Raw genomic sequence first — 21367 nt, 5'->3', positions numbered from 1 at the left:
GTGGGGGGGGCCGGGACCGGGTTAGGTTGGTCCGCGGGATTGTCCCTGGGTCGGCTGGGCTGTGGTGGTGGCCCGGGTGGACCGCCCGCGCCGGTGCGCCGGGTCCAGCGGGGTGTGACGGTGCGCCCTGGGCCGGGTGGCCTGCGTCGCTGCCCCGGGCGGGCTGTGGTGGCGGCTTCTTTGGGGTGTCAGCCTTGGTTCTGGCTGCCTGCCGCCACGATCGCCCTGAGGATGACCGAGTGGATCTGCGTGGGGTCGTTGACCTGCTGGCCGGAGCCGCCGGTCGCCTTGGCGATCTCCTGGACCTCCGCCTTGTCGGCGTCCGGGCCCACGGCGATGGCGATGAGCGGCACCGGGCGCTGTGGGTCGGTGAGCTTCTGCAGTCGGGTGACGAGGGCGGAGCGCGAAATGCTCCCCGGGTCCTGGTTGACGCCGTCGGTCAGCAGCACCAGCGCGTTGAACTTCCCCTTGGCGTAGGAGGAGGTGGCCGCCTTGTACGCGGCGAGCGTGGTGTCGTACAGGCCCGTCGCGCCGTTCGGGACGGGAGACAGCGAGCTGAACGCCGCCGACAGCCTGTCCCGCTGGGTGCCGTTGCCCTTGCGGTCGCCCAGGCGTTCCGTGGGCACGAGCACCCGGTAGTCGCGGTCGCCGTCCAGGCGGGTGGAGAACTTCCACAGGCCGATCTCGTCCTCCGAGGTGAAGGTCGCGAGGGCCTGCAGCAGGGACGCCCTGGTGACGTCCATGCGGGACTGGCCGGTGCCCGGCACCGGCTGCGCCATGGACGCGGAGGCGTCGACGACCGTGGTGATCCGGGCGCTCTGCACCGTGATCGTCCACGTGCCGAGTGCCTCGTCGACCGCCTTCGCCGGGGTGGGATCGAGCGCGGCGCGCGCGAACGGCTGCGGGGCTCGCCCCCCGGCCTTGGCGACCAGCGCGGGCGAGACCTTCTCGTCGTCCGTGCGGAATCCGTACCGCTCCAGGATCCGCTGCCCGTCCGACTCGCCGAGCAGCGTCATGAACCGAAGGGCGGCACGGCTCGTGTCGGTGTTCAGCCGCGACTCGTCGACCAGGGTGAACGGGTAGTCGAGCCGCGGTGACCCGTCCTTGGGATAGAAGAGGTCGAGTCCGGCGCCACCGCCGGCCGAGGAGTTGTACGCGAACGCCGACTGCTCGGAGAGGATCAGCGCCTGGTTGCGTTGCGGATTGCCCTGCTCGGTGCCGGAGGAGTCGCGCGGGAGGGTGTCCAGGACCTGGCTGTCGCTGTCGGACGTGCGCTGGGAGAGTGTCTTCGCCATGGCCGCCGCCTGGGTGTCACCTCCCTTGATGGTGGCCGCGGCGGTATTGAGCCGGGTCAGCGCGAGCAGGCCGGCCGCGCTGCGCACCGGGTCGGCCGCACCGAGCCTCAGCCGGTCGTCTCGCAGCGCGGCGCCCGCCAGCTCGGTCCAGGTGTACGTCTTCTCGGGCCACCCCAGCGACTTCGCGGCCGACGGGACCATCGCGACGCCGACCGGCGAGGAGGCGACGCTGCCCGCCGCGGTCACCCGGGTCGCGTTGCTCTCACCACTGACCCGGGTCACCCACAGGGCGGAGTCCGGCACCCACGCCTGGACGTCGGACTTGTCGCCCGACCTCAGTGCGTCGGCGACCTTGTACGACTCGCGCGCCGTCACGGTCACGGCGATGCAGTGACCGTCGGAGGTGATGTTGTGGGCGCGGGCGTGTTCGGCGACGGCCCTGAGGGCGGGCGCCATGTCGGGGGACGCGGCGATCTTGACCGGTACGGCGTTGTCCCGGCAGGACGAGCCGAAGGAGAGCAGACCACCGCGGACCGCGACCGCCGTGCCCGCGGCGACCGTGAGCACCAACACCGTCGCGATGGCCACCGTACGGCGGCGTGCGCGTGGACGGGGGTCGGCCGCGCCCGCCCCGTACGCATCGGGCAAGCTGTGACGTCCCATGACGGTGGTGCCCTCCCTGAAATGAGCCGGAGTCGCGAGAAAGCCGTAGAAACGGCCGTGAGGCAGAAGGCGACGGGGAGGTACGCCCGTACGGCGTCCGTCCACCCAACGGCCTGTCGCGCACGATCTTCGCAACTTCTTTCGAGACCCTAGCGGGGCGAAGATGGGGATGCGGCGGGATTACTCAACTGGAGGCGGGAGTGCAGGTGGAGGCGGGGTCGGTGGCCGATTCTTTTCCCGAGGAGCGACTGACGCGACGGATTCTCCGGGACGAAACACTGCTGGTCCTGGGCCTGTCGCTCGGGGCGAGCGGAGTGTCCGCGCTGATCAGCTTTGTCGGGTCGGTCACCAAACCGGGGGGTCTCAAGGACCAGGCGGCCACCCTCAACGCCTCGGCCGCGCCGGGTCGCCCCTGGCTTGATCTGGCCTGGCAGTTGTTCGGCATCGCGTCGGCCCTGGTCCCGGTCGCGCTCGTCGCGCACTTCCTGATGAGGGAGGGCACGGGACTGCGTGTGATCGGGTTCGACCGTACGCGGCCCTGGCCCGACCTCGGGCGGGGGGCCGCGATCGCGGCGGTGATCGGTAGCACGGGCATCGCCTTCTACCTGGCGGCCCGGGGGTTCGGCGCCAACCTGACCGTGGTGCCGGAAGCGCTGCCCGACGTGTGGTGGAAGTACCCGGTCCTGATCCTGTCGGCCGTGCAGAACGCCGTACTGGAGGAGGTCATCGTCGTCGGGTACCTGCTGCGCCGGCTCGGGCAGCTGGGCTGGACGCCGGGGACCGCGCTGGTGGCGAGCGCGGTGCTGCGCGGCTCCTATCACCTCTATCAGGGCATCGGCGGCTTCATCGGGAACATGGCGATGGGCGTGGTCTTCGTCTACCTGTACCGGCGGTGGGGCCGGGTCGGACCGCTCGTGGTGGCGCACTCGCTGCTCGACATAGGGGCGTTCGTGGGATACGCGCTGCTGGCGGGGAAGGTGGGCTGGCTTCCGACCGCCTGAGCGGCGGTGTGAGCGGGTCCGAAAGGGGCGTACGACGGTCTCGTACGCCCCTTTTTCGTACGGCTTTTCCGTGCGTCGCTACACGAGGAGCTCGCCCTCGATCACCGTGATCGCGTGGCCGGTGAGCAGCGTGCGGTCGCCGCGCAGCTCGGTGCGGACGAGGCCGGAGCGCGGGGAGGCCTGCAGGCCGGTGAGGAGGGGGCGGCCCAGGCGCTCCGACCAGTAGGGCGCGAGGGCGGTGTGGGCGCTGCCGGTGACCGGGTCCTCGTCGATGCCGACGTTCGGGAAGAAGCAGCGCGAGAGGAAGTCGTAGCCCTGGGAGGGGTCTTCGGCGCGGGCGGTCACGATGATGCCCCGCTCCGAGTACCGGGCGAGGGCCTTGTGATCGGGGGTGAGTCCCCGGACCGTCTTCTCGTCGGCGACTTCGATCAGCAGGTCGCCGGTGTTCGGGCCGGTGTCCAAGGTCGTGAGCGGCTCGGCGCCCAGGGCCTCGGCGACCCCGTCCGGGACCTCGACCGGGGTGAGTGGAGCGGTGGGGAAGTCCAGCGTCAGGGAACCGTCCTCGTGGGGCGTGGCGATGAGTACGCCGCTGCGCGTGGCGAACCGCACCGGTCCCGTGTGGGCGCCCGTGGTGCGCAGGACGTGTGCGGTGGCGAGGGTCGCGTGCCCGCACATCGCGACCTCGGCGACGGGGGTGAACCAGCGCAGCGCCCAGTCGGCGTCGCCACCCTCGGGGAGGCGGTGCGCGAAGGCCGTCTCCGCGTGGTTGACCTCCAGGGCGACGCTCTGGAGCCGGCTGTCCTCGGGGAAGGTGTCGTGGTCGAGAAGGAGGACCCCGGCCGGGTTGCCCGTGAAGGGACGCTCGGTGAAGGCGTCGACGATTCGAATCCGCATGCCCCGACGCTAGCGGCCCGCGTGGGCCGCGGGACAAGGCCAATTCCGTGGATCTGGACCGGTTTTGGCCTTCCGGCCCCCTGACCTGCCCCATGTCGAGGGTTGTCAGGCGAGCTATTCCGATATATCGTTGACGCATCGCGACCGATCAACGAACGAATGGAGTGAGGGCGATGCGTCCCCAAGGACAGGAATTTGGATTCGAACGTGGACATGGCCGATACGGTGGGCCCGGTCCGCGTGACCGGGGCCGTTTCGAAGGGCGGCGCGGGGCTTTCGGGCCCTTCGGTCCGGGTGGTCCGGGCGGTGGCCCCGGCGGCCCCGGGTTCGGCTTCGGGCCGGGCCCCTGGGGTGGCCGGCGCGGCGGCCGGGGCGGTCCGGGCGGCAGGGCGCGGCGCGGTGACGTACGCGCGTCGATCCTGGCCCTTCTCAAGGACCGGCCCATGCACGGCTACGAGATGATCCAGGAGATCGCCGAGCGCAGCGGCGGGGCATGGAAGCCCAGCCCGGGTTCGGTCTACCCGACCCTCCAGTTGCTGGAGGACGAGGGCCTCATCGCCAGCGCGGCCGAGGGTGGCAAGAAGCTGTTCTCGCTCACCGACGAAGGCCGCGAAGCGGCCGAGGCGGGCCCCGAGGCGCCGTGGGAAGAGGCCGGGCGCGGGGTCGACTGGGAGACGTTGCACGAGATCCGGCAGGCCGGCTTCGGTCTCATGGAGGCGTTCGGTCAGGTCTGGAAGACCGGCAGCAAGGACCAGCGCGACAAGGCGCTGGCGGTCATCAACGAAGCCCGCAAGAAGCTGTACCTGATCCTCGCCGACGAGGACTGACGGGCATGCTGTGGTATCTGACGGCGCCCCGTGGAAGTGTTTCCGCGGGGCGCCTGTCCATGTACGGGGGCTGGGTGCGGGTCTCGGGTCAGGAGGGGGACTCAGGTCACCAGTCCGGCCAGCTTGCGCAGCGATTCGTTGAGGGCGGCCGTCGCCGAGTCCTTGAGCTTGCCCGCCATCAGCGAGACGGCCGCGCCGGTGAACTCCCCGTCGATCCGCACCGAGGTGGCGTCGCCGTCGGGGGTCAGGGTGTAGCGGGTGGCGACGGTCACCGCCATCGGACCCTTGCCGCGGATGGCCAGGGTGCGGGCGGGCTCGAGTTCCTCGATGGTCCACTCGACCTCGGCGGGGAACCCCATGAGCTTCATGTTCTCCTGGAAGGTGCCGCCGACCTCGAGTGAGGCGGGGCCGCCCTTGGGGAAGTTGGTGTGGGTCGAGTTCCACTCGCCGTACGAGGAGAAGTCCGTGAGCTGCGCCCAGACCTTCTCGGCAGGCGCCTCGATGCGTGCTTCCGCGCTGACTTCGGCCATGCGACCACCCCTTCGTGTCAGGCGCTGCGCCCGGCGCAGCTACGGTGTCGCGGAACGTAGCCGCAGCCCTCGGAACATTCAATACTGATGAACCGTCAGGAATTGTGAACTCGGCCCACCTGACGCGTCACCGCCGCGTCGAACAGGTCCCACGCGTGCGTTCCATGCCACGGAAAGCCGAAGGCCGAAACGGCGTGGTCGCGCACGGGGCGCGAAGCAAGGCGGCGCGCGCCCCGAGGGAGGACCTGAGGGGGAAACGGTGCGAAGTCATCCGTAAGGAGGAGAACGTGCTCGCGGAAGCCCACCCTGTGTGGGACGTGAAGATGCTGCCCACCGAGGATGACCCGGGTCGCCGGGACTGATGAGGTAGGGGTTGTGCCACCGCGTATTCCCCAGCAGCCGGCCGCCGAGAGCGGCTCCCACCGCACGGAACTCGATGCCAGGCTCGGTGCAGAGCTGGCGTCGGTGGTCTCCGGCGCGCGCAGGCGGGCGCTGCGGGACGGCGACCGGCAGATCGACACCGCCCATCTGCTGCACTCGCTGCTGGAGGCCGACCCCCAGGTGCGCGCCGTCTTCGACGGCGCCCCGCAGGTCGCCCGGCTGCTCGGCTATCTCGTGCAGCGCAGCATCGGCTATGGACTGCGCTGGCAGAGCGGCGTCGAGGACTCGGGGGCGATTCCGGTCGTCGCCGGGGCGGGCCGGTCGCGGGTCGTGGCCGAGGCGGGCTGGTCACCGGTGGCGGCCGGAGCCATGGAGAGCGCGTGCGAGCGTGCAGAAAGGCGGGGTGACGAACGGGCCCGCTGTCTCGATCTGCTCGCCTCGATCGTCACCGATCCGCAGTCGCGGGCCGTCGAGGTCCTGCGGCGGGCCGGCGTGGACGCCCAGTCGCTGCTGCTGCGCATCGAGAACACCTTCGACGTCGAGGACGAGTTGGCGTGCGAGTTCCGACTCGACGTCGAGACGTACGTCGGCAGTGGCGACCCGGGCTGCCGGTCCAATCGCTGAGACAGGTGTCATTGGGGGTGACGCTCATGTCGTGGCCTGTCATCATGTGCCGGTGCATACCTCTCAGGGCAGTCAGGACAACCGTGGGAAGGGCGTCGGGCTGGGCCTCGCGCTCGCGTCGGCGGTCGCGTTCGGCGGATCGGGTGTCGCGGCGAAGCCGCTGATCGAGGCGGGGCTCGATCCGCTCCACGTGGTGTGGCTGCGGGTCGCGGGCGCCGCCCTGGTGATGCTGCCGCTGGCCGTGCGCCATCGCGCTCTCGTACGGCGGCGCCCCGCCCTGCTCGTCGGGTTCGGACTGTTCGCCGTGGCGGGCGTCCAGGCCTGCTACTTCGCCGCGATCTCGCGTATCCCCGTCGGCGTCGCACTGCTCGTCGAGTACCTGGCGCCGGCACTCGTGCTCGGCTGGGTGCGGTTCGTGCAGCGCCGGCCCGTGACACGCGCCGCGGCGCTCGGGGTCGTCCTCGCGGTCGGCGGGCTCGCGTGTGTCGTCCAGGTGTGGTCCGGACTGAGCTTCGACGTCGTCGGGCTGCTGCTCGCGCTGGGCGCCGCCTGCTGCCAGGTCGGCTACTTCGTCCTGTCCGACCAGGGCAGCGACGCGGGCGAGGAGGCACCGGACCCCCTCGGCGTCATCGCGTACGGCCTGCTCGTCGGCACCGTCGTGCTGACGGTCGTCGCACGTCCCTGGACCATGGACTGGTCGCTGCTCGGGGGCGGTGCGGACATGAACGGCACCTCCGTCGCCGCCTCCCTGCTGCTCGGCTGGATCGTGCTGATCGCGACCGTCGTCGCCTACGTCACCGGAGTGCTCTCCGTGCGCAGACTCTCCCCACTGGTCGCGGGCGTCGTGGCCTGCCTGGAGGCGGTCATCGCGACCGTGCTCGCCTGGGTCCTGCTCGGCGAACATCTCTCCGCGCCGCAGATCGTCGGCGGTGCGGTGGTGCTGGTCGGCGCGTTCATCGCACAGTCGTCGGCGCCCGCGAAACCCTCGGACGGGCCGGTCGCGAGCGGCGGGAGCGGCGCCGAAAGGGAGTTGTCGGCCCACGGGACCGCCGTCTAAGGTGCTGATCATGCCTTCGACGCTCGTTCTGCCGCCTCCGACCGCCTGAGGCGGGCCCCGCGGAGTTCCCACCCGGCGCGGTGCCGGGTGGCACGGCGCTGCCCGCAGAAGAAGTCCGAGGACCTTCCCGTACGCCCCTGCCCACTCGGCACGGACTGCGACGTGGTCCTTCCCGAACTTCTGCGCGGCTGCCTCGTGCGCGGCCGCGCGTATCCGCGGAGAGAAACACGTGTCGCAAGCTGCTTCAGGCCTGCCCCTCGGGCGAGGCCTCCTCTATCTGATCGTCGCCGGTGCCGCCTGGGGCACCGCGGGTGGGGCCGCGTCACTGGTCTACCGGGCCAGTGACATGGGGCCGATCGCCCTCTCCTTCTGGCGCTGCGCGGGCGGACTCGTGCTGCTGCTCGCCGTGCGTCTGCCGCGGCACCGGCGGTGGCGCCGACGGGTCGTGCCGGCCGCCCGGGAGCCGCTCGGCCGCAAGGCCCTGCGAATCGGTGTCACGGGCCTTGGGCTTGCCGTCTTCCAGACCGCCTACTTCGCCGCGGTCCAGGCCACCGGACTCGCGGTGGCGACCGTCGTCACCCTCGGCGCCGGACCCGTGCTCATCGCCCTCGGCGCCCGACTGACCCTGGGGGAGCGGCTCGGGCGCGGCGGGAGCGCCGCCGTCGCCGGGGCGCTGGGCGGGCTCGGGGTACTGGCGCTGGGCGGCGGGGGTGCCACGGTGCGGCCCTGGGGCGTCGTGCTCGCGGTCGTGTCCGCGGCCGGATACTCCACGATGACGCTGCTCACCCGGTGGTGGGGACGAGACGGCCGCGTCGACGGCTCCGGTACGACGGTGTGGACGTTCGCCGTCACCACCGTCTGTCTGCTGCCGCTCGGCCTGGCCGAGGGGCTGGTCCCGCACAGCGCCCGACCGGCCCACGTCCTGGCCCTGCTGATCTACATCGCCGCCGTCCCCACGGCGCTGGCCTACGCCCTCTTCTTCGCGGGCGCCGCCGTGGTCCGGTCCGCGACCGTCTCCGTGATCATGCTCCTGGAGCCGGTGAGCGCGGCCGTGCTGGCCGTCGGTCTGCTCGGTGAACGACTGACCATGACGACGCTCGCGGGCACCCTGTTGATGCTGGGTTCGGTCGCGGGGCTCGCGGTGGCCGAGGCGCGGAGCATCCGGGGCGACATCCGCAGGGTGCCCGAGGAGGAACGGGCGCTCGTCTGAGGGCCGCGGCAGTTATGAGGCATGAGGCCGAGGTGCCGGGGGGGCGTGACCCCGCCCGGTGCCTCGGCCGCCTCGGTGTCACAGGGTCGCGAGATAGTCGGGGAGCTCGATGCCGGGGGCCAGGTCGTCGGCGGGGATCGGGGTCCCGTGTCCCTTGGTGAGGGGGACGACCCCGGTCCAGTGGGGGAGGGCGAGGTCCTCCGCGTCGTCGTTCGGGCCGCCGGTGCGCAGCTTCGCGGAGACCTCGTTCAGGTCGAGGCGGATCACGGCGGTGGCGGCGAGCTCCTTGGCGTTGGCGGGGCGCGAGTCGTACGAACGGCCCGGGACGACCTGGTCGACCAGCGCGTCCAGGGCTTCCCGCTTCTCGTCCGGGTCCGTCACCTGGTGGGCGATGCCGTGCACCACCACGGAGCGGTAGTTCATCGAGTGGTGGAAGGCGGAGCGGGCCAGGACCAGACCGTCGACATGGGTCACGGTCAGGCAGACGGGCAGTCCGGGGTCGGCCTGACCGGTCATCCGCAGCGGGCGCGAACCCGTCGAGCCGTGTACGTAGAGGCGCTCGCCGACCCGTCCGTAGAGGGTGGGGAGCACGACCGGGGCGCCGTCCCGGACGAAGCCGAGGTGGCAGACGTACCCCTCGTCGAGTATCGCGTGGACCAGCTCGTGGTCGTAGGCGGCACGCTCCTTGGAACGGGTGGGGACGGTGCGATCGGTCGGGGTGTAGGCGGCGGGCCGCGTCGTCCCGGGCTGAGTGCTCGTCTCCGACATTGCGCTCTCCATTGCACTAGTGCATAATCTTCTTTGTGCTAGAAGAGTATCGGATCGAAGGGCGTCGCGCAGCGGACATTTCCGCGAGCGTCGAGCGTGCGGTGGGCAGCGGGGACCTCGAACCGGGACAACTGCTGCCACCGATGCGGGAGTTGGCGGAGCGGCTCGGGGTGAATCCCAACACCGTCGCCGCCGCCTATCGCACCCTGCGCGAACGCGGGGTGATCGAGACCGCGGGGCGGCGGGGCAGCCGGATCCGCTCGAAGCCCGCCACGACGGGACGCGACTACCTCCGGGTCGAGGTGCCGGAGGGCGTGCGGAACGTGGCCGACGGCAACCCCGACCCGGCACTGCTGCCCGCTCTCGCCGAGGCGTTCGCGGCGGCGGCAGGACGGTCGGACCGGGATCCCGTGATGTACGGGGAGGCCGCCGTCGGGGCGGAGCTGGAGCGGCTCGCGCGCGCCGACCTCGACGCGGACGGCGTGCCCGACGGGCCCGTCGTCGTCACCTCCGGATCGCTCGACGCCATCGAGCGCGTGCTCGCGGCGCATCTCAAGCCCGGGGACGCCGTCGCCGTCGAGGATCCCGGCTGGGGCAGCGTGTTCGACCTCGCCCCGGCGCTCGGGCTGCGCACGGTCCCGGTGCGCGTCGACGACGAGGGCCCGGTCCCCGACGACGTACGCCGTGCCCTGGAGGCCGGTGCCCGCGCGCTGATCGTCACGGACCGGGCGCAGAACCCGACCGGCGCCGCGGTGGGCGCCGCACGCGCGCGTGCCCTGCGTTCCGTGCTGAAGGAGCACCCGGACGTCCTGCTCGTCGAGGACGACCACGGGCATCGGATCGTCGACCTGCCGCTGCACCCCCTGGCCGGGGTGACCCGCGACTGGGCCTTCGTACGCTCCGTCGCCAAGGCCTACGGCCCCGACCTGCGGCTCGCCGTTCTCACCGGGGACCCCGTCACCATGGACCGGGTGCACGGGCGGCAGCGGCTGGGGCCCGGCTGGGTGAGCCATCTGCTGCAACGGGCGGTCGTGCATCTGTGGGCGAACGGCGCGGTGGACGTCACGGCCGTGGCGGCGGCGTACGGGCGGCGCCGGGACGCGCTGATCGACGCCCTGAAACAGCGCGGCATCGAGGCGTACGGGCGCAGCGGGATGAACGTGTGGATCCCCGTCCCGGACGAGACGGGAGCGGTCGCGCGCTTGCTGCACGCCGGCTGGGCGGTCGCGCCCGGGGCGCGCTTCCGGATGAGCGCGCCGCCCGGGATACGGATCACCGTCTCGACCCTGACGCCGGACGACATCGAGCCGCTGGCGGACGCGGTCGCCTCCGCCGTCGGACCGGCGCCCGCGCGTGGCTACGTGTGAGTCGGTCCGTGCGCGGTTGCGTGTGGTCGGGCCGTGCGTGGTTACGTGCGGTTATGTGTGCGTCCGTCCGTACGTTCCGAGGGCGCGGTCAGTGGCGCGGCCGGGCCTGGGTGAGCGCGGCGCCGGCGAGGACGATCACCGCGCCGACCGGCGTGGACCAGCTCAGCGACTCGCCGAGGATCGCGACGCCCGCGGCGGTGGCGATCACCGGGATGAAGTACGTGACCATCTGGGCCGTCGTCGGGCCGACCTCGGCGACGATGCCGTACTGGACGAGCATGGCCAGGCCCGTGCCGAGGGCCCCCAGAGCGGCGATCGCGAGCAGCGGGACGACCGGGAAGTGGCTCGGCAAGGTGGTGAACAGCGGGGTGACGAGGGCCAGTTGGGCAGTGGCGAGCAGCAGTTGGGCTCCGGTCATGGACAGATGCGACTGGCCGGTGCCGGCCAGGGTGCGGCGGACGTAGATCCAGCCGATCGGGTAGCTCAGCGAGGCCAGCAGGGCCATCAGTGTGCCCGTGGCGTCCAGGCCGTGGAAGCCCTGCCAGACGCCGAGGACCGTCAGGACGCCGAGAAAGCCGATGCCGAGACCGGCGACCCTGCGCCGGGTCGGACGGTCCTCGGAGAGGGCGACCAGGGACAGAGCCATGCCCCACAGGGGTGAGGTCGCGTTGCAGATGCCCGCGAGCGTGGACGGGATCGTCAGCTCGGAGTAGGCGAAGAGTGAGAACGGCAGTGCGTTGAGCAGGAAGGCCGCGACCGTGAGATGACCCCAGGTGCGAGCCCCGCGCGGCAGCCGCTCCCGCTTCACCGCCATCGCCGCCGCGAGCACCGCCGTCCCGAACAGCAGCCGTCCGAAGGTGACTTGGAACGGCGCGTAGCCTTCCGTGCCGACCTTGATGAGCAGGAAGCTGAAACCCCAGATCAGCGAGAGGGCGCCGAAGCGGATCCGCCAGTCGAGGGCGGTGCGACGGCGGGGGGCCGCGGCGGTGGGGGTGTCGGTTCGGGGAGTGGTCACGGCGCTCATGGACGTAACGATGAGGCAGACAATCACGTAGCACAAGCGAGATTTCTCGAGCGGTATCTCGTAGCATCGCTTACATGTTGAATCTGGAGCGTCTGCGCACCCTCGACGCGCTCGCCCGGCACGGCTCGGTGAGCGGCGCGGCCGAGGGGTTGCACGTCACGACGTCGGCCGTCTCCCAGCAGATGTCCAAGCTGGAGCGCGAAGTGGGGCAGCAGCTGCTCGCCAAGAACGGGCGCGGGGTGCGTCTCACGGATGCCGGGCGGCTGCTCGCCGAGCATGCCGCGCGCATCCTGTCGCAGGTCGAGCTCGCCCAGGCCGACCTGGAGGCCCAGCGCGGTCAGGTCGTCGGTGAGCTGCGGCTCTCCGCCTTTCCGACCGCCGCACGTGGGCTGTTCCCCACCGCGCTCGCCGCGCTGCGCGCCGATCACCCCGGGCTGCGGGTGCGCTCCAGCGAGCTGGAGCCCGAGGCCGGGGTCGCCGGAGTGATCCGGGGCGACCTCGATCTGGCGGTGGTGCTCGACTGGTACAACAAGCCGATGCCGCTGCCCGACGGCCTGGTCAAGGCCCCGATCCTCGACGACCCGGCCGACGTGGCGATGCCGGTCGGCCACCGGCTCGCGGACCGCGCGGAGGTCGACCTCGGCGACTTCGCCGACGATGAGTGGATCACCTGGGGCGAGGGCGAGTTCTGCCATGAGTGGCTGATGTTCACGTTGCGCTCCCGGGGCGTCGAGCCGCACATCGGCCATCGCGCCGCCGAGACGCACACCCAGCTCGGCCTGGTCGCCGCGGGGCTCGGTGTCTGCATCGCGCCGCTGCTCGGGCGCCATCCGATGCCGGAGGGAGTCGTCACGGTGCCGCTGCGGCAGGCCGTCCGGCGGCATGTCTACGTGATCTGGCGCGCGGACGCCGACCGCCGCCCGTCGATCAGAGCGGCGGTCGCGGCGCTGCGGGCGGCGGGGAAGAGCATCGGCTGAGCGGTGACCTGAGCTGTCGCGGGCGGACGCTGCGCGGCCGGTCGCCGTGGTGGCTCGCGGACGTCCCGCGATGGGGAGGGCTCGCGGACGTCGTGCGGTGGGGAGGGCATGCGGACGTCGTGCGGTGGGGAGAGCTCGCGGAAGTACCACGCCGCCGCCTCACCGCACGGAAGGTGCGCGACAGTGCCGGCTCACCTCTGGCCTAGAGCGGCGGCAGCTTGCGGAAGTCCCAGGAGGCCATCGCTGTCGGCGTCAGCCGGGCCCACGCGTGGCGGCCGTCGTGCGGCATTTCCTCCAGGCCGAAGTTCTTGCGGGCGAACAAGGTCTCGGGGACGTCGAGTTCGGCGCACAGCTCCCCGGTGCGGGGGACCTCGCCCACGAACTCCACCGCGCCGGACAGCTCGACGCCGCGCAGCTCCCCGTACTCCTCGCCGGTGTCGATCACCACCGCGACCCGTGGGTCGCGGCTCAGCTCCGTCCAGCGCTTGCTGCGTACCACGGAGTACAGCCACAGCGAGGTGCCGTCCCAGACGAACCACAGCGCGCTCACGTGCGGGGCGCCGTCCTTCGACACCGTGGCGACGCGGCAGGTGCGCTGGGTGGTGAGGAACTCGTCCAGCTCGCCGGGGGTCATCATGATCTTCCGACCCCTGCGCTGAGTGACGGTCATGCGGTCACCTCTTCTTTCATGTCGACCTGATGCGTCGATCTTCTGTGTCGACAGAGATTCTCTGACAGTGCGTCAGAAAAGCATGGGCCGTCTTCCGTCCTTGCGCAATGCTCGTTACGCTCGCCCGCCCGACCCTCGACGACAAGGGGAGTCATGCCGTCGCGTGAACAGCTCAGCACACTCCTCGACCCGGACGGGACCGTTCTGCTCACCGTGGAATGCCAGCAGGGTGTCGTCGGCCCGGACAGCGCACTGCCCGAACTCGCCAAGGAGGCCCGGTCGTCGGGGGCTCTCGCGAACATCGCCCGGCTGGTGGCCGGTGCCCACCGCGGCGGCGTCCAGGTGATCCACGCGATCGCCGAGCGACGGCCCGACGGGCGGGGCGCCAACCACAACGCCCGCCTGTTCCGCGCGGCCGAACGGCTGCCCGTGCAACAGCTGTCGGGCACCACCGCGGTCCGCGTCGCGCCGCCGATCGAGGTCGCCGAGGAGGACTTCGTCGTACGTCGCCTGCACGGCTTGTCCCCGCTGGCGGGCACCGACGTCGACGCGCTGCTGCGCAACCTGGGCTGTCGCACCCTCGTCGTGACGGGAGTCTCCGCCAACGTGGCCGTCCCCAACACCGTGTTCGACGCCGTGAACCGCGGCTACAACGCCGTGGTGCCCGCGGACGCGATCGCGGGGGTGCCCTCCGACTACACCCCCGCGCTGATCCGCAACACGCTCGCCCTCGTCGCCACGATCACGGCGACCGATGACGTGCTGGCCTGCTTCGTGAGGCCGCGCCGTTGAGGCGCGGCCCCGGCCGCGTCACGCGAGCTTGATCGAGTCCCCGTCCACGGTGATGTGGGCGGCGGCCAGCGGCTGCGTCGCGGGCCCCTTCTTCACGCTGCCGTCGGTCGCGGAGAACTGGCTGTTGTGGCACGGGCAGGTGATCACGTTGTTGGCGATGCCCTTCACCGCACAGCCCTGGTGGGTGCACTTGGAGGAGAAGGCCTTGTAGGTGCCCGCGGTCGGCTGGGTGACGACGACGCCCTGGGACGCGAAGACCTTGCCGCCGCCCTCCGGGATGTCGGTGGTCTTGGCGAGGACCGTGCCGCCCGCGTTGCCCGCCGCGGCGTTGTCGCCCCCGCCCGTACCCCCGCTGCTCGCGCTCGCGCCGGAGCCGGAGTCGGAGCTGGTGGAGTCGGAGGACTTGTTGTCCGACCCGCACGCGGTCAGCGCGACGGCGAGTCCCGCCGTACCGACCGCCGCCACGACGGTGCGGCGGGCCGGGGCCGGAACGGGGTGAAGCGATTCGCTGGTCATGCTGACATTCCCTTCAACGGACGTGATGGTGATCCGTACAGAGGTACGGTCCGCCCGTCTGCCCTGTTCAGGAGCTGAGGACTTCTTGACCGAATCGACAGCGGTTCGACAGCCGCGCCGATCTGCTCGGGACGCCGCCGCGGGCGCCCACGGGTCGCGTCCGGTGGCCGTGACCACCCCAGTGGCCTGGAGTGATGCTCAAGGAAGTCATCGTGACCCGCTACATCACGCCGCTGCGTGAGGGCGGCTCGCTGCCGGGGCTCGTGAGGCCGACGATCTCGGGACGTACGTCCTGAAGTCGTCCATCGGATGGCTCTGACCTGCGCCGACCCTGCCACTACCGTCCCTGACCTGCGGTGATGAGTCTTTCAGGGTCTTTCAGGGTCGTGTGACTTTGCCTGGCCGATTCACCCCACGCGCTCCCCAGCACGGTCCGTACTCCCCGGATTCTCCCCAAGGGCGACCCGTGCCGCGGGCGCGGGCAGCGCGTCGCTGACCAGCGCACCCAGGGGAAGTCTCTGACCGTGGTCATCGGCCTTGACAGGAGGTCGCCGGTAGGGTTTCCCTGGACTGGTTGCGTATCACGCTACTGTTGCTCAATGTGAAACTTCCGGATCTTCGGTTGCGGCTCTCCGTACGAGGGGCCGCGATGCCCGGCGGCGGCACTGGCATGGCTCTGGTTCCCTACACCGCGGAGTAGCGCTACAGATGACCCGTAAGCCACCTGCTGAGGCCCCCGGTGACGCCCGTCTGAGGGTCGGCCCACCGAAGGAGTACGCCGCCGGTATCCCCGCGGTCACCTCCTCGCTGCGGCACGCCGGCGAACAGATGGGGGCTCGCCGCAGTCTGCTCACTCTGCTCCAGGTCAACCAGAAGAAGGGCTTCGACTGTCCCGGTTGCGCCTGGCCCGAGCCGGAGCAAAGGCACCGGGCGGAGTTCTGCGAGAACGGCGCGAAAGCGGTGGCCGAGGAGGCCACCGTCCGCCGTGTCGCCCCGGACTTCTTCGCCGAGCACACCCTCGGCGAACTCCTGCCCCGTAGCGACTACTGGCTCGGGCAGCAGGGGCGCCTCACGCACCCCATGTACCGCCCGGCGGGCAGCGACCGCTACCGGCCGATCTCCTGGGACGACGCGTTCGCCGTCGTCGCCCGGGAACTCGCCGCGCTCGATCACCCCGATCAGGCCGCCTTCTACACCTCCGGACGGGCGAGCAACGAGGCCGCGTTCGTCTATCAGCTCTTCGTCCGGATGCTCGGCACCAACAACCTGCCGGACTGCTCCAACATGTGCCACGAGTCGAGCGGATCGGCTCTGACGGAGACCATCGGCATCGGCAAGGGCAGCGTCAGCCTGGAAGACCTCCACGAGGCCGACCTCATCCTCGTGGTCGGCCAGAACCCGGGCACCAACCATCCCCGTATGCTCTCCGCGCTGGAGGAGGCCAAGCGGCGGGGCGGCCGCGTCATCGCGGTCAACCCCCTGCCCGAGGCCGGGCTGCTCCGGTTCAAGAACCCCCAGCGGCCCTCCGGTGTCCTCGGTGGCGGCACCCGGCTAGCGGACCAGTTCCTGCAGATCAGGCTGGGTGGAGACCAAGCGCTGTTCCAGGCCTTCAACCGCATGCTGCTGGAGGCGGAGAACGAGGCGCCCGGCACGGTCCTCGACACCGCTTTCATCGACCGGTACACGCATGGCTTCGAGGAGTTCGCCGAGCAAGCCCGCAAGGCCTCGTGGAGCGACATCCTTCAGGCCACCGGTCTGCCCGAGGAAGAGATACGGGCCGCGTTCGGCCATGTCCTGGCCGCCGAGAAGATCGTCGTCTGCTGGGCGATGGGGCTCACCCAGCACCGTCACTCGGTGCCCACCATCCGGGACGTCGTGAACTTCCATCTGCTCCGCGGCGACATCGGCCGTCCGGGAGCGGGCCTCTGCCCGGTACGCGGTCACTCCAACGTGCAGGGCGACCGGACGATGGGCATCTACGAGAAGCCCGACGACGCGTTCCTGGACGCACTCGGCACCGAGTTCGCGTTCACGCCCCCGCGCCACCACGGCCACGACGCGGTGGAGAGCATCCGTGCCATGCGCGACGGCCAGGTACGGGTCTTCGTCGCGCTGGGCGGCAATTTCGCTGCCGCGGCCCCCGACACCGACCTGACCGAACAGGCGCTCAGGCGCTGTCGCCTCACCGTCCAGATCTCGACCAAGCTCAATCGCTCGCACGTCATCGCCGGGGAGCAGGCGCTCATCCTGCCCTGTCTCGGCCGGACCGAAGCCGATCTGCGTCCGGCCGGGCCGCAGTTGGTGACGGTGGAGGACTCCATGAGCATGGTGCATCTCTCACGGGGGCGGCTGAAACCCGCCTCCGAGCACCTGCTCAGCGAGGTGGCGATCATCTGCCGTATGGCACGGGCGGCCCTCGGGGAAGCGGGCTCCCAGGTGCCGTGGGAGAACTTCGAGTCGGACTACGACCGGATCCGTGACCGCATCGAACGCGTGATCCCCGGCTTCGAGGACTTCAACGCCCGGGTACGGCAGCCGGGCGGCTTCGCGCTGCCCCACCCGCCGCGCGACGGGCGCCGGTTCACCACCTCCACCGGACTGGCCAACTTCACCGCCAACCCGCTGGAGAGCCCGCACGTCCCCGAAGGCCGGCTGTTGCTGCAGACGCTCCGCTCCCACGACCAGTACAACACCACCATCTACGGCCTGGACGATCGTTACCGCGGCATCCACCAGGGGCGACGCGTCCTCTTCCTGCATCCCGACGACCTCAGCGACCGAGGCCTGGCCGACGGGGACCTCGTCGACATCGTGAGCGAGTACGGGGACGGCGTGGAACGCCGGGCACCGGCCTTTCGGGCGGTTTCGTACCCGACGCCCCGGGGGTGCTGCGCCGCCTATTTCCCTGAGACCAACGTCCTGGTGCCTCTCGACTCCACGGCGGACATCAGCAACACACCCACGTCGAAGTCCGTCGTCGTCCGGTTGGAACCGGCCTGATGTACAGATATCGGCCTGACGTTCTACGGCGTCGTCGAACCGCTGTCGCATTTCACCTCGCCGCCGCCGGGCGCCGACCCGGCCGACGTCAACGAGGCCACCTCCGACAGCGGATCAGCGCCGTGTTCACCCCTCTGATCGGCGAGAAGCGGGCGAACGGCTGGGGCGGCCCGGTCATCGACATCCTCCCGTCGGGCTCCTTGACCCCCGGCCGGCACTCCACGATGCTGTGTTGCGGCACATGAGATGTGTGCCGTAATGAGCAACGTCTGACTCAAGTCTCGACCAGCCGAGGAGTGGCCATGACACACCAGGTCCGTGCTGTTGTCGCGCGGGGCAAGGGCGCCCCCGTCAGCCTGGAAACAATCGTCGTGCCCGACCCGGGACCGGGTGAGGCTCTGGTGAAGATCGAGGCCTGCGGGGTCTGTCACACCGATCTGCACTATCGCGAGGGCGGCATCAACGACGACTTCCCCTTCCTGCTGGGCCATGAGGCCGCGGGTGTCGTGGAGGCGGTGGGGGAGGGTGTCACCGATGTCGCCGCCGGCGACTTCGTCATCCTCAACTGGCGTGCGGTGTGCGGGCAGTGCCGGGCGTGCCTGCGCGGACGGCCGTGGTACTGCTTCAACACCCACAACGCGAAGCAGAGGATGACCCTGCTCGACGGCACCGAGCTGTCCCCGGCGCTCGGCATCGGCGCGTTCGCGGAGAAGACGCTGGTGGCGGCGGGGCAGTGCACGAAGGTTGACCCGGCCGCGTCGGCGGCCGCCGTCGGTCTGCTGGGGTGCGGCGTGATGGCCGGCATCGGTGCGGCCATCAACACCGGCAACGTCGGCCGCGGAGACACGGTCGCGGTCATCGGCTGCGGTGGCGTCGGGGACGCGGCGGTCGTCGGGTCGAACCTGGCGGGCGCGGCGAGGATCATCGCCGTCGACATCGACGACCACAAACTGGAGACGGCCAAGAAGCTGGGCGCGACCCACACGGTCAACTCCAGGAACGCCGACGTGGTCGAGGCGATCCGCGAGCTGACCGGCGGCTTCGGCGCCGACGTCGTGATCGAGGCGGTCGGTCGCCCGGAGACGTACAAGCAGGCTTTTTACGCCCGCGACCTGGCCGGCACGGTCGTCCTCGTGGGTGTGCCCACCCCGGAGATGAAGCTGGAACTGCCGCTGCTGGACGTCTTCGGACGCGGCGGCGCGCTCAAGTCGTCCTGGTACGGCGACTGCCTGCCCTCCCGCGACTTCCCGATGCTCGTCGACCTGTATCAGCAGGGCCGACTGGACCTGGACGCGTTCGTCACGGAGACCATCGCGCTGGACGAGGTCGAGAAGGCGTTCGAGCGGATGCACGGCGGCGACGTGCTGCGCTCGGTGGTGGTCCTTTGATGGCCGCCCGCATCGAACACCTCGTCACCTCGGGAACGTTCTCCCTGGACGGCGGCACCTGGGACGTCGACAACAACGTGTGGATCGTCGGCGACGACCACGAGGTGATCGTCATCGACGCCGCGCACGACGCCGAGGCCATCGCCGCCGCCGTCGGTGGGCGCACCCTGCGGGCGATCGTGTGCACCCACGCCCACAACGACCACATCGACGCCGCGCCCGCACTCGCGGAGCGCGCCGGCGCCCCGATCCTGCTCCACCCGGACGACCTGCCGCTGTGGAAGCAGACCCACCCCGACAAGGCGCCGGACGCCGAACTGACCGACGGCCAGGGCCTCACGGTGGCCGGCATCGAGCTGACCGTGCTGCACACGCCGGGCCATGCGCCCGGCGCGGTCTGCCTGTACGCACCGGCCCTGACGGCCCTCTTCAGCGGCGACACCCTGTTCGCCGGTGGACCGGGGGCGACGGGACGGTCGTACAGCCACTTCCCGACCATCATCGAGTCGATCCGGGACCGGCTGCTGACGCTGCCGGGCGACACCGTCGTGCACACCGGGCACGGGGGACGACCACCGTCGCCGCCGAGGCTCCGCACCTCCAGGAGTGGATCGGCCGCGGTTTCTGACGCCCACTCGCGCCCCTCACCCGCCCGCCCTCGGCTCGCGTCCGTCGCGAGCCGATGCGGCGGGCTGTTGTTGTTCTATATGAATTGGGTTTCGTGTTACGCAACGCCATAAACGGCTCGGAGTGCCCTCTGGATGCCTTGACAAGGGTTCTGGCCGACCTCAAACTGATGTTGCGCTTACCGCAATCCGTTTCGCTATACGCACCGAGGTGTCATGATGATTCCCGCGTGCCGTCTCGCGGATCTCCCGCGAGGAGAGGCCCACCGGCTCGACACAGATCCTCCGGTCTCGGTGTTCCACACCGACGACGGCGAACTCTTCGCCATCGACGACACCTGCACCCACCAGGACGCCTCGCTCGCCGACGGCTGGCTGGAGGGCTGCGAGGTGGAATGCCCGCTGCATGCTTCGAAGTTCGACCTGAGGACCGGCGCGGTCGACTCTCCGCCGGCCAAGCTCCCGGTCCGGACGCACGAGGTCGTCGTCGAGGACGGCGTGATCCACGTCCGGGTGTCCGCGGATGCCCCCAACCTGCCGCCCTGCGTCGCAGCCCGGCTCGCCGGGGGTTCCGCGTGAGGACCGTCGCCGTGGTCGGCGCCTCGCTGGCCGGTCTGTCGGCGGCGCGCTCGCTGCGGAAGCAGGGCTATGACGGGCGGCTGGTCGTCATCGGTGACGAACTCCACCGTCCGTACGACAGGCCTCCGCTGTCCAAGGAGTTCCTGGCCGGCACCCTCGGCGAGGCGGATCTCTCGCTGGAGACGGACGACGAGGACCTGCGGGCGGAGTGGCTGCTCGGCGCTCGTGCCGCCGGACTCGACCGCACCGAGCGCGCCGTCCGGCTCGCCGACGGGCGGGAGGTCCGCGCCGACGGCATCGTCATCGCGACCGGCGCCGCGGCGCGTACTCTGCCGGGGTCCGAAGGCCTGGCCGGGGTGCACACCCTGCGCACCCTGGACGACGCCCGGGCCCTGCGGGACGAACTGGCCCGGGGCGGACGGCTGGTGGTGATCGGCGGCGGCTTCATCGGTGCCGAGGTCGCCTCCACCGCATACGCCCTCGGGCTGGACGTGACGGTCGTCGAGGCGGCCCCGACGCCGCTGGCCGGACCGCTCGGCGCGAGAATGGGCGACATCGTCTCCGCCCTCCATGTGGACCACGGCGTAAGGCTGTTGTGCGGCGTGGGGGTCAAGGGACTGAGCGGGGAGCGGCGGGTGGACGCCGTCCTGCTCGAGGACGGCCGCAGCATCCCCGGCGACATCGTCGTCGTCGGTGTGGGCGCACGCCCGTGCGTCGAGTGGCTGGAAGGCTCCGGTGTCGAACTCGACAACGGCGTCAAGTGCGGCGCCGACGGCCGCACCAGCCTGGCCGGCGTGGTCGCGGTCGGCGACTGCGCCAGCTGGTACGACCCCCGCGCGGGTGCCCACCGCCGCGTCGAACACTGGACCGGGGCGCGCGAGCGTCCCGACGCCGCGATCGCCACACTGCTGGCGGGCGGCGCGGTGGAGCCGGGTGTGCCCCGGCCGCCGTACTTCTGGTCCGACCAGTACGGCGTGAAGATCCAGTTCGCCGGTCACGCGGCAGCCGCCGACAGTGTGACCATCGAGGCGGGCGCCGCGGACGACCGCGACGTCCTGGCCGTCTACCGGCGTGCCGGAGTTCCGGTCGCCGTGCTCGGGATGAACCAGCCTCGGCTGTTCACCCGCTGGCGCAAGCAGCTCGCCGCCGCGGGCTCTTGACACGGCCTCTGAGTCATT

General features: G+C 71.0%; 19 protein-coding genes and 3 pseudogenes. 15 read left to right on the top strand and 7 right to left on the bottom strand.

Features of this window, described 5'->3' with window-relative positions:
* Positions 1-188: 188 nt before the first annotated feature.
* The gene (locus AAFF41_RS10340; protein ID WP_319751440.1) at positions 189-1958 is read right to left on the bottom strand and encodes a substrate-binding and VWA domain-containing protein; all 1770 of its coding nucleotides are present in this window, start codon (positions 1956-1958) and stop codon (positions 189-191) included.
* A gap of 200 nt (positions 1959-2158) precedes the next feature.
* Between AAFF41_RS10340 and AAFF41_RS10335 the strand changes: the two genes are divergently transcribed.
* On the top strand, positions 2159-2959 hold the full coding sequence (locus tag AAFF41_RS10335; protein ID WP_319751439.1) for a CPBP family intramembrane glutamic endopeptidase: 801 nt from the start codon (positions 2159-2161) through the stop codon (positions 2957-2959).
* Between the two features lie 78 nt (positions 2960-3037).
* Here AAFF41_RS10335 and AAFF41_RS10330 read toward each other — a convergent pair whose 3' ends face one another.
* Positions 3038-3853, bottom strand: a complete 816-nt coding sequence (locus tag AAFF41_RS10330; RefSeq protein WP_343323879.1) for a PhzF family phenazine biosynthesis protein — start codon at positions 3851-3853, stop codon at positions 3038-3040.
* Positions 3854-4026: 173 nt separating this feature from the next.
* On the opposite strand from AAFF41_RS10330, the gene AAFF41_RS10325 reads away from it, so the two are divergent.
* Positions 4027-4680 carry a PadR family transcriptional regulator gene (locus tag AAFF41_RS10325; protein ID WP_343323878.1) on the top strand — a complete coding sequence of 218 codons (654 nt, stop codon included), beginning with the start codon at positions 4027-4029 and terminating at the stop codon, positions 4678-4680.
* A gap of 101 nt (positions 4681-4781) precedes the next feature.
* Here AAFF41_RS10325 and AAFF41_RS10320 read toward each other — a convergent pair whose 3' ends face one another.
* Positions 4782-5210, bottom strand: coding sequence for a type II toxin-antitoxin system Rv0910 family toxin (locus AAFF41_RS10320; RefSeq protein ID WP_054229119.1), 429 nt, complete (start codon positions 5208-5210; stop codon positions 4782-4784).
* A gap of 375 nt (positions 5211-5585) precedes the next feature.
* Here AAFF41_RS10320 and AAFF41_RS10315 point away from each other — a divergent pair, with 375 nt between their 5' ends.
* The 3 genes from AAFF41_RS10315 (at position 5586) to AAFF41_RS10305 (ending at position 8482) form a co-directional block, all read left to right on the top strand.
* Complete coding sequence (locus AAFF41_RS10315; RefSeq protein WP_319751437.1) at positions 5586-6215, top strand: Clp protease N-terminal domain-containing protein; 630 nt, start codon at positions 5586-5588, stop codon at positions 6213-6215.
* A 46-nt stretch (positions 6216-6261) separates the two neighbouring features.
* The gene (locus AAFF41_RS10310) at positions 6262-7272 is read left to right on the top strand and encodes an EamA family transporter (RefSeq protein WP_343326278.1); all 1011 of its coding nucleotides are present in this window, start codon (positions 6262-6264) and stop codon (positions 7270-7272) included.
* Between the two features lie 229 nt (positions 7273-7501).
* Positions 7502-8482: a DMT family transporter gene (locus tag AAFF41_RS10305; RefSeq protein WP_343323877.1), complete on the top strand. Its 981-nt coding sequence runs from the start codon at positions 7502-7504 to the stop codon at positions 8480-8482.
* Between the two features lie 78 nt (positions 8483-8560).
* Here the strand turns inward: AAFF41_RS10305 and AAFF41_RS10300 are convergent, their stop codons facing one another.
* A complete protein-coding gene (locus AAFF41_RS10300) occupies positions 8561-9250 on the bottom strand; it encodes a pyridoxamine 5'-phosphate oxidase family protein (RefSeq protein ID WP_225900241.1) in 690 nt (229 codons plus the stop codon).
* Positions 9251-9285: 35 nt separating this feature from the next.
* On the opposite strand from AAFF41_RS10300, the gene AAFF41_RS10295 reads away from it, so the two are divergent.
* The gene (locus tag AAFF41_RS10295; RefSeq protein ID WP_319751435.1) at positions 9286-10617 is read left to right on the top strand and encodes an aminotransferase class I/II-fold pyridoxal phosphate-dependent enzyme; all 1332 of its coding nucleotides are present in this window, start codon (positions 9286-9288) and stop codon (positions 10615-10617) included.
* A gap of 88 nt (positions 10618-10705) precedes the next feature.
* Here AAFF41_RS10295 and AAFF41_RS10290 read toward each other — a convergent pair whose 3' ends face one another.
* The gene (locus AAFF41_RS10290) at positions 10706-11641 is read right to left on the bottom strand and encodes a DMT family transporter (protein WP_343323876.1); all 936 of its coding nucleotides are present in this window, start codon (positions 11639-11641) and stop codon (positions 10706-10708) included.
* Positions 11642-11715: 74 nt separating this feature from the next.
* On the opposite strand from AAFF41_RS10290, the gene AAFF41_RS10285 reads away from it, so the two are divergent.
* Positions 11716-12618: a LysR family transcriptional regulator gene (locus AAFF41_RS10285; protein WP_319751433.1), complete on the top strand. Its 903-nt coding sequence runs from the start codon at positions 11716-11718 to the stop codon at positions 12616-12618.
* Positions 12619-12820: 202 nt separating this feature from the next.
* Here the strand turns inward: AAFF41_RS10285 and AAFF41_RS10280 are convergent, their stop codons facing one another.
* Entirely contained in the window at positions 12821-13288 is a 468-nt protein-coding gene (locus AAFF41_RS10280; protein ID WP_319751432.1) for a pyridoxamine 5'-phosphate oxidase family protein, read from the bottom strand.
* 153 nt (positions 13289-13441) lie between these two features.
* Between AAFF41_RS10280 and AAFF41_RS10275 the strand changes: the two genes are divergently transcribed.
* Positions 13442-14080: a cysteine hydrolase family protein gene (locus AAFF41_RS10275; RefSeq protein WP_319751430.1), complete on the top strand. Its 639-nt coding sequence runs from the start codon at positions 13442-13444 to the stop codon at positions 14078-14080.
* A gap of 18 nt (positions 14081-14098) precedes the next feature.
* Here AAFF41_RS10275 and AAFF41_RS10270 read toward each other — a convergent pair whose 3' ends face one another.
* Positions 14099-14596 (bottom strand): Rieske (2Fe-2S) protein, encoded by a 498-nt coding sequence (locus AAFF41_RS10270; protein ID WP_319751429.1) that lies wholly within the window; start codon positions 14594-14596, stop codon positions 14099-14101.
* Positions 14597-14790: 194 nt separating this feature from the next.
* Here AAFF41_RS10270 and AAFF41_RS51550 point away from each other — a divergent pair.
* From AAFF41_RS51550 to AAFF41_RS10240, 7 genes and pseudogenes are all read left to right on the top strand, one after another.
* Positions 14791-14894 (top strand): annotated as a pseudogene (locus AAFF41_RS51550) (HipA family kinase); the annotation flags it as partial.
* A 410-nt stretch (positions 14895-15304) separates the two neighbouring features.
* Positions 15305-17596 (top strand): FdhF/YdeP family oxidoreductase, encoded by a 2292-nt coding sequence (locus AAFF41_RS10265; protein WP_343323875.1) that lies wholly within the window; start codon positions 15305-15307, stop codon positions 17594-17596.
* Between the two features lie 9 nt (positions 17597-17605).
* Positions 17606-17784 (top strand): annotated as a pseudogene (locus AAFF41_RS10260) (BCCT family transporter); the annotation flags it as partial.
* A gap of 114 nt (positions 17785-17898) precedes the next feature.
* The gene (locus tag AAFF41_RS10255) at positions 17899-18984 is read left to right on the top strand and encodes an S-(hydroxymethyl)mycothiol dehydrogenase (protein WP_343323874.1); all 1086 of its coding nucleotides are present in this window, start codon (positions 17899-17901) and stop codon (positions 18982-18984) included.
* A pseudogene (locus AAFF41_RS10250) lies at positions 18984-19612 on the top strand (MBL fold metallo-hydrolase). Before AAFF41_RS10255 ends, AAFF41_RS10250 begins: the two are co-directional and overlap by 1 nt.
* Before the next feature lie 214 nt (positions 19613-19826).
* The gene (locus tag AAFF41_RS10245; protein WP_168505525.1) at positions 19827-20189 is read left to right on the top strand and encodes a bifunctional 3-phenylpropionate/cinnamic acid dioxygenase ferredoxin subunit; all 363 of its coding nucleotides are present in this window, start codon (positions 19827-19829) and stop codon (positions 20187-20189) included.
* Positions 20186-21349, top strand: a complete 1164-nt coding sequence (locus AAFF41_RS10240) for an NAD(P)/FAD-dependent oxidoreductase (RefSeq protein ID WP_343323873.1) — start codon at positions 20186-20188, stop codon at positions 21347-21349. The genes AAFF41_RS10245 and AAFF41_RS10240 overlap by 4 nt, the downstream gene beginning before the upstream one ends.
* The last annotated feature ends 18 nt before the right edge of the window (positions 21350-21367 follow it).

Origin of the sequence: Streptomyces mirabilis, from assembly GCF_039503195.1 — a bacterium.
GTDB classification, from domain to species: Bacteria; Actinomycetota; Actinomycetes; order Streptomycetales; family Streptomycetaceae; genus Streptomyces; species Streptomyces mirabilis_D.
Note: the sequence above shows the minus strand (reverse complement) of the source record. Positions and strands in the feature narration are given on the sequence as shown.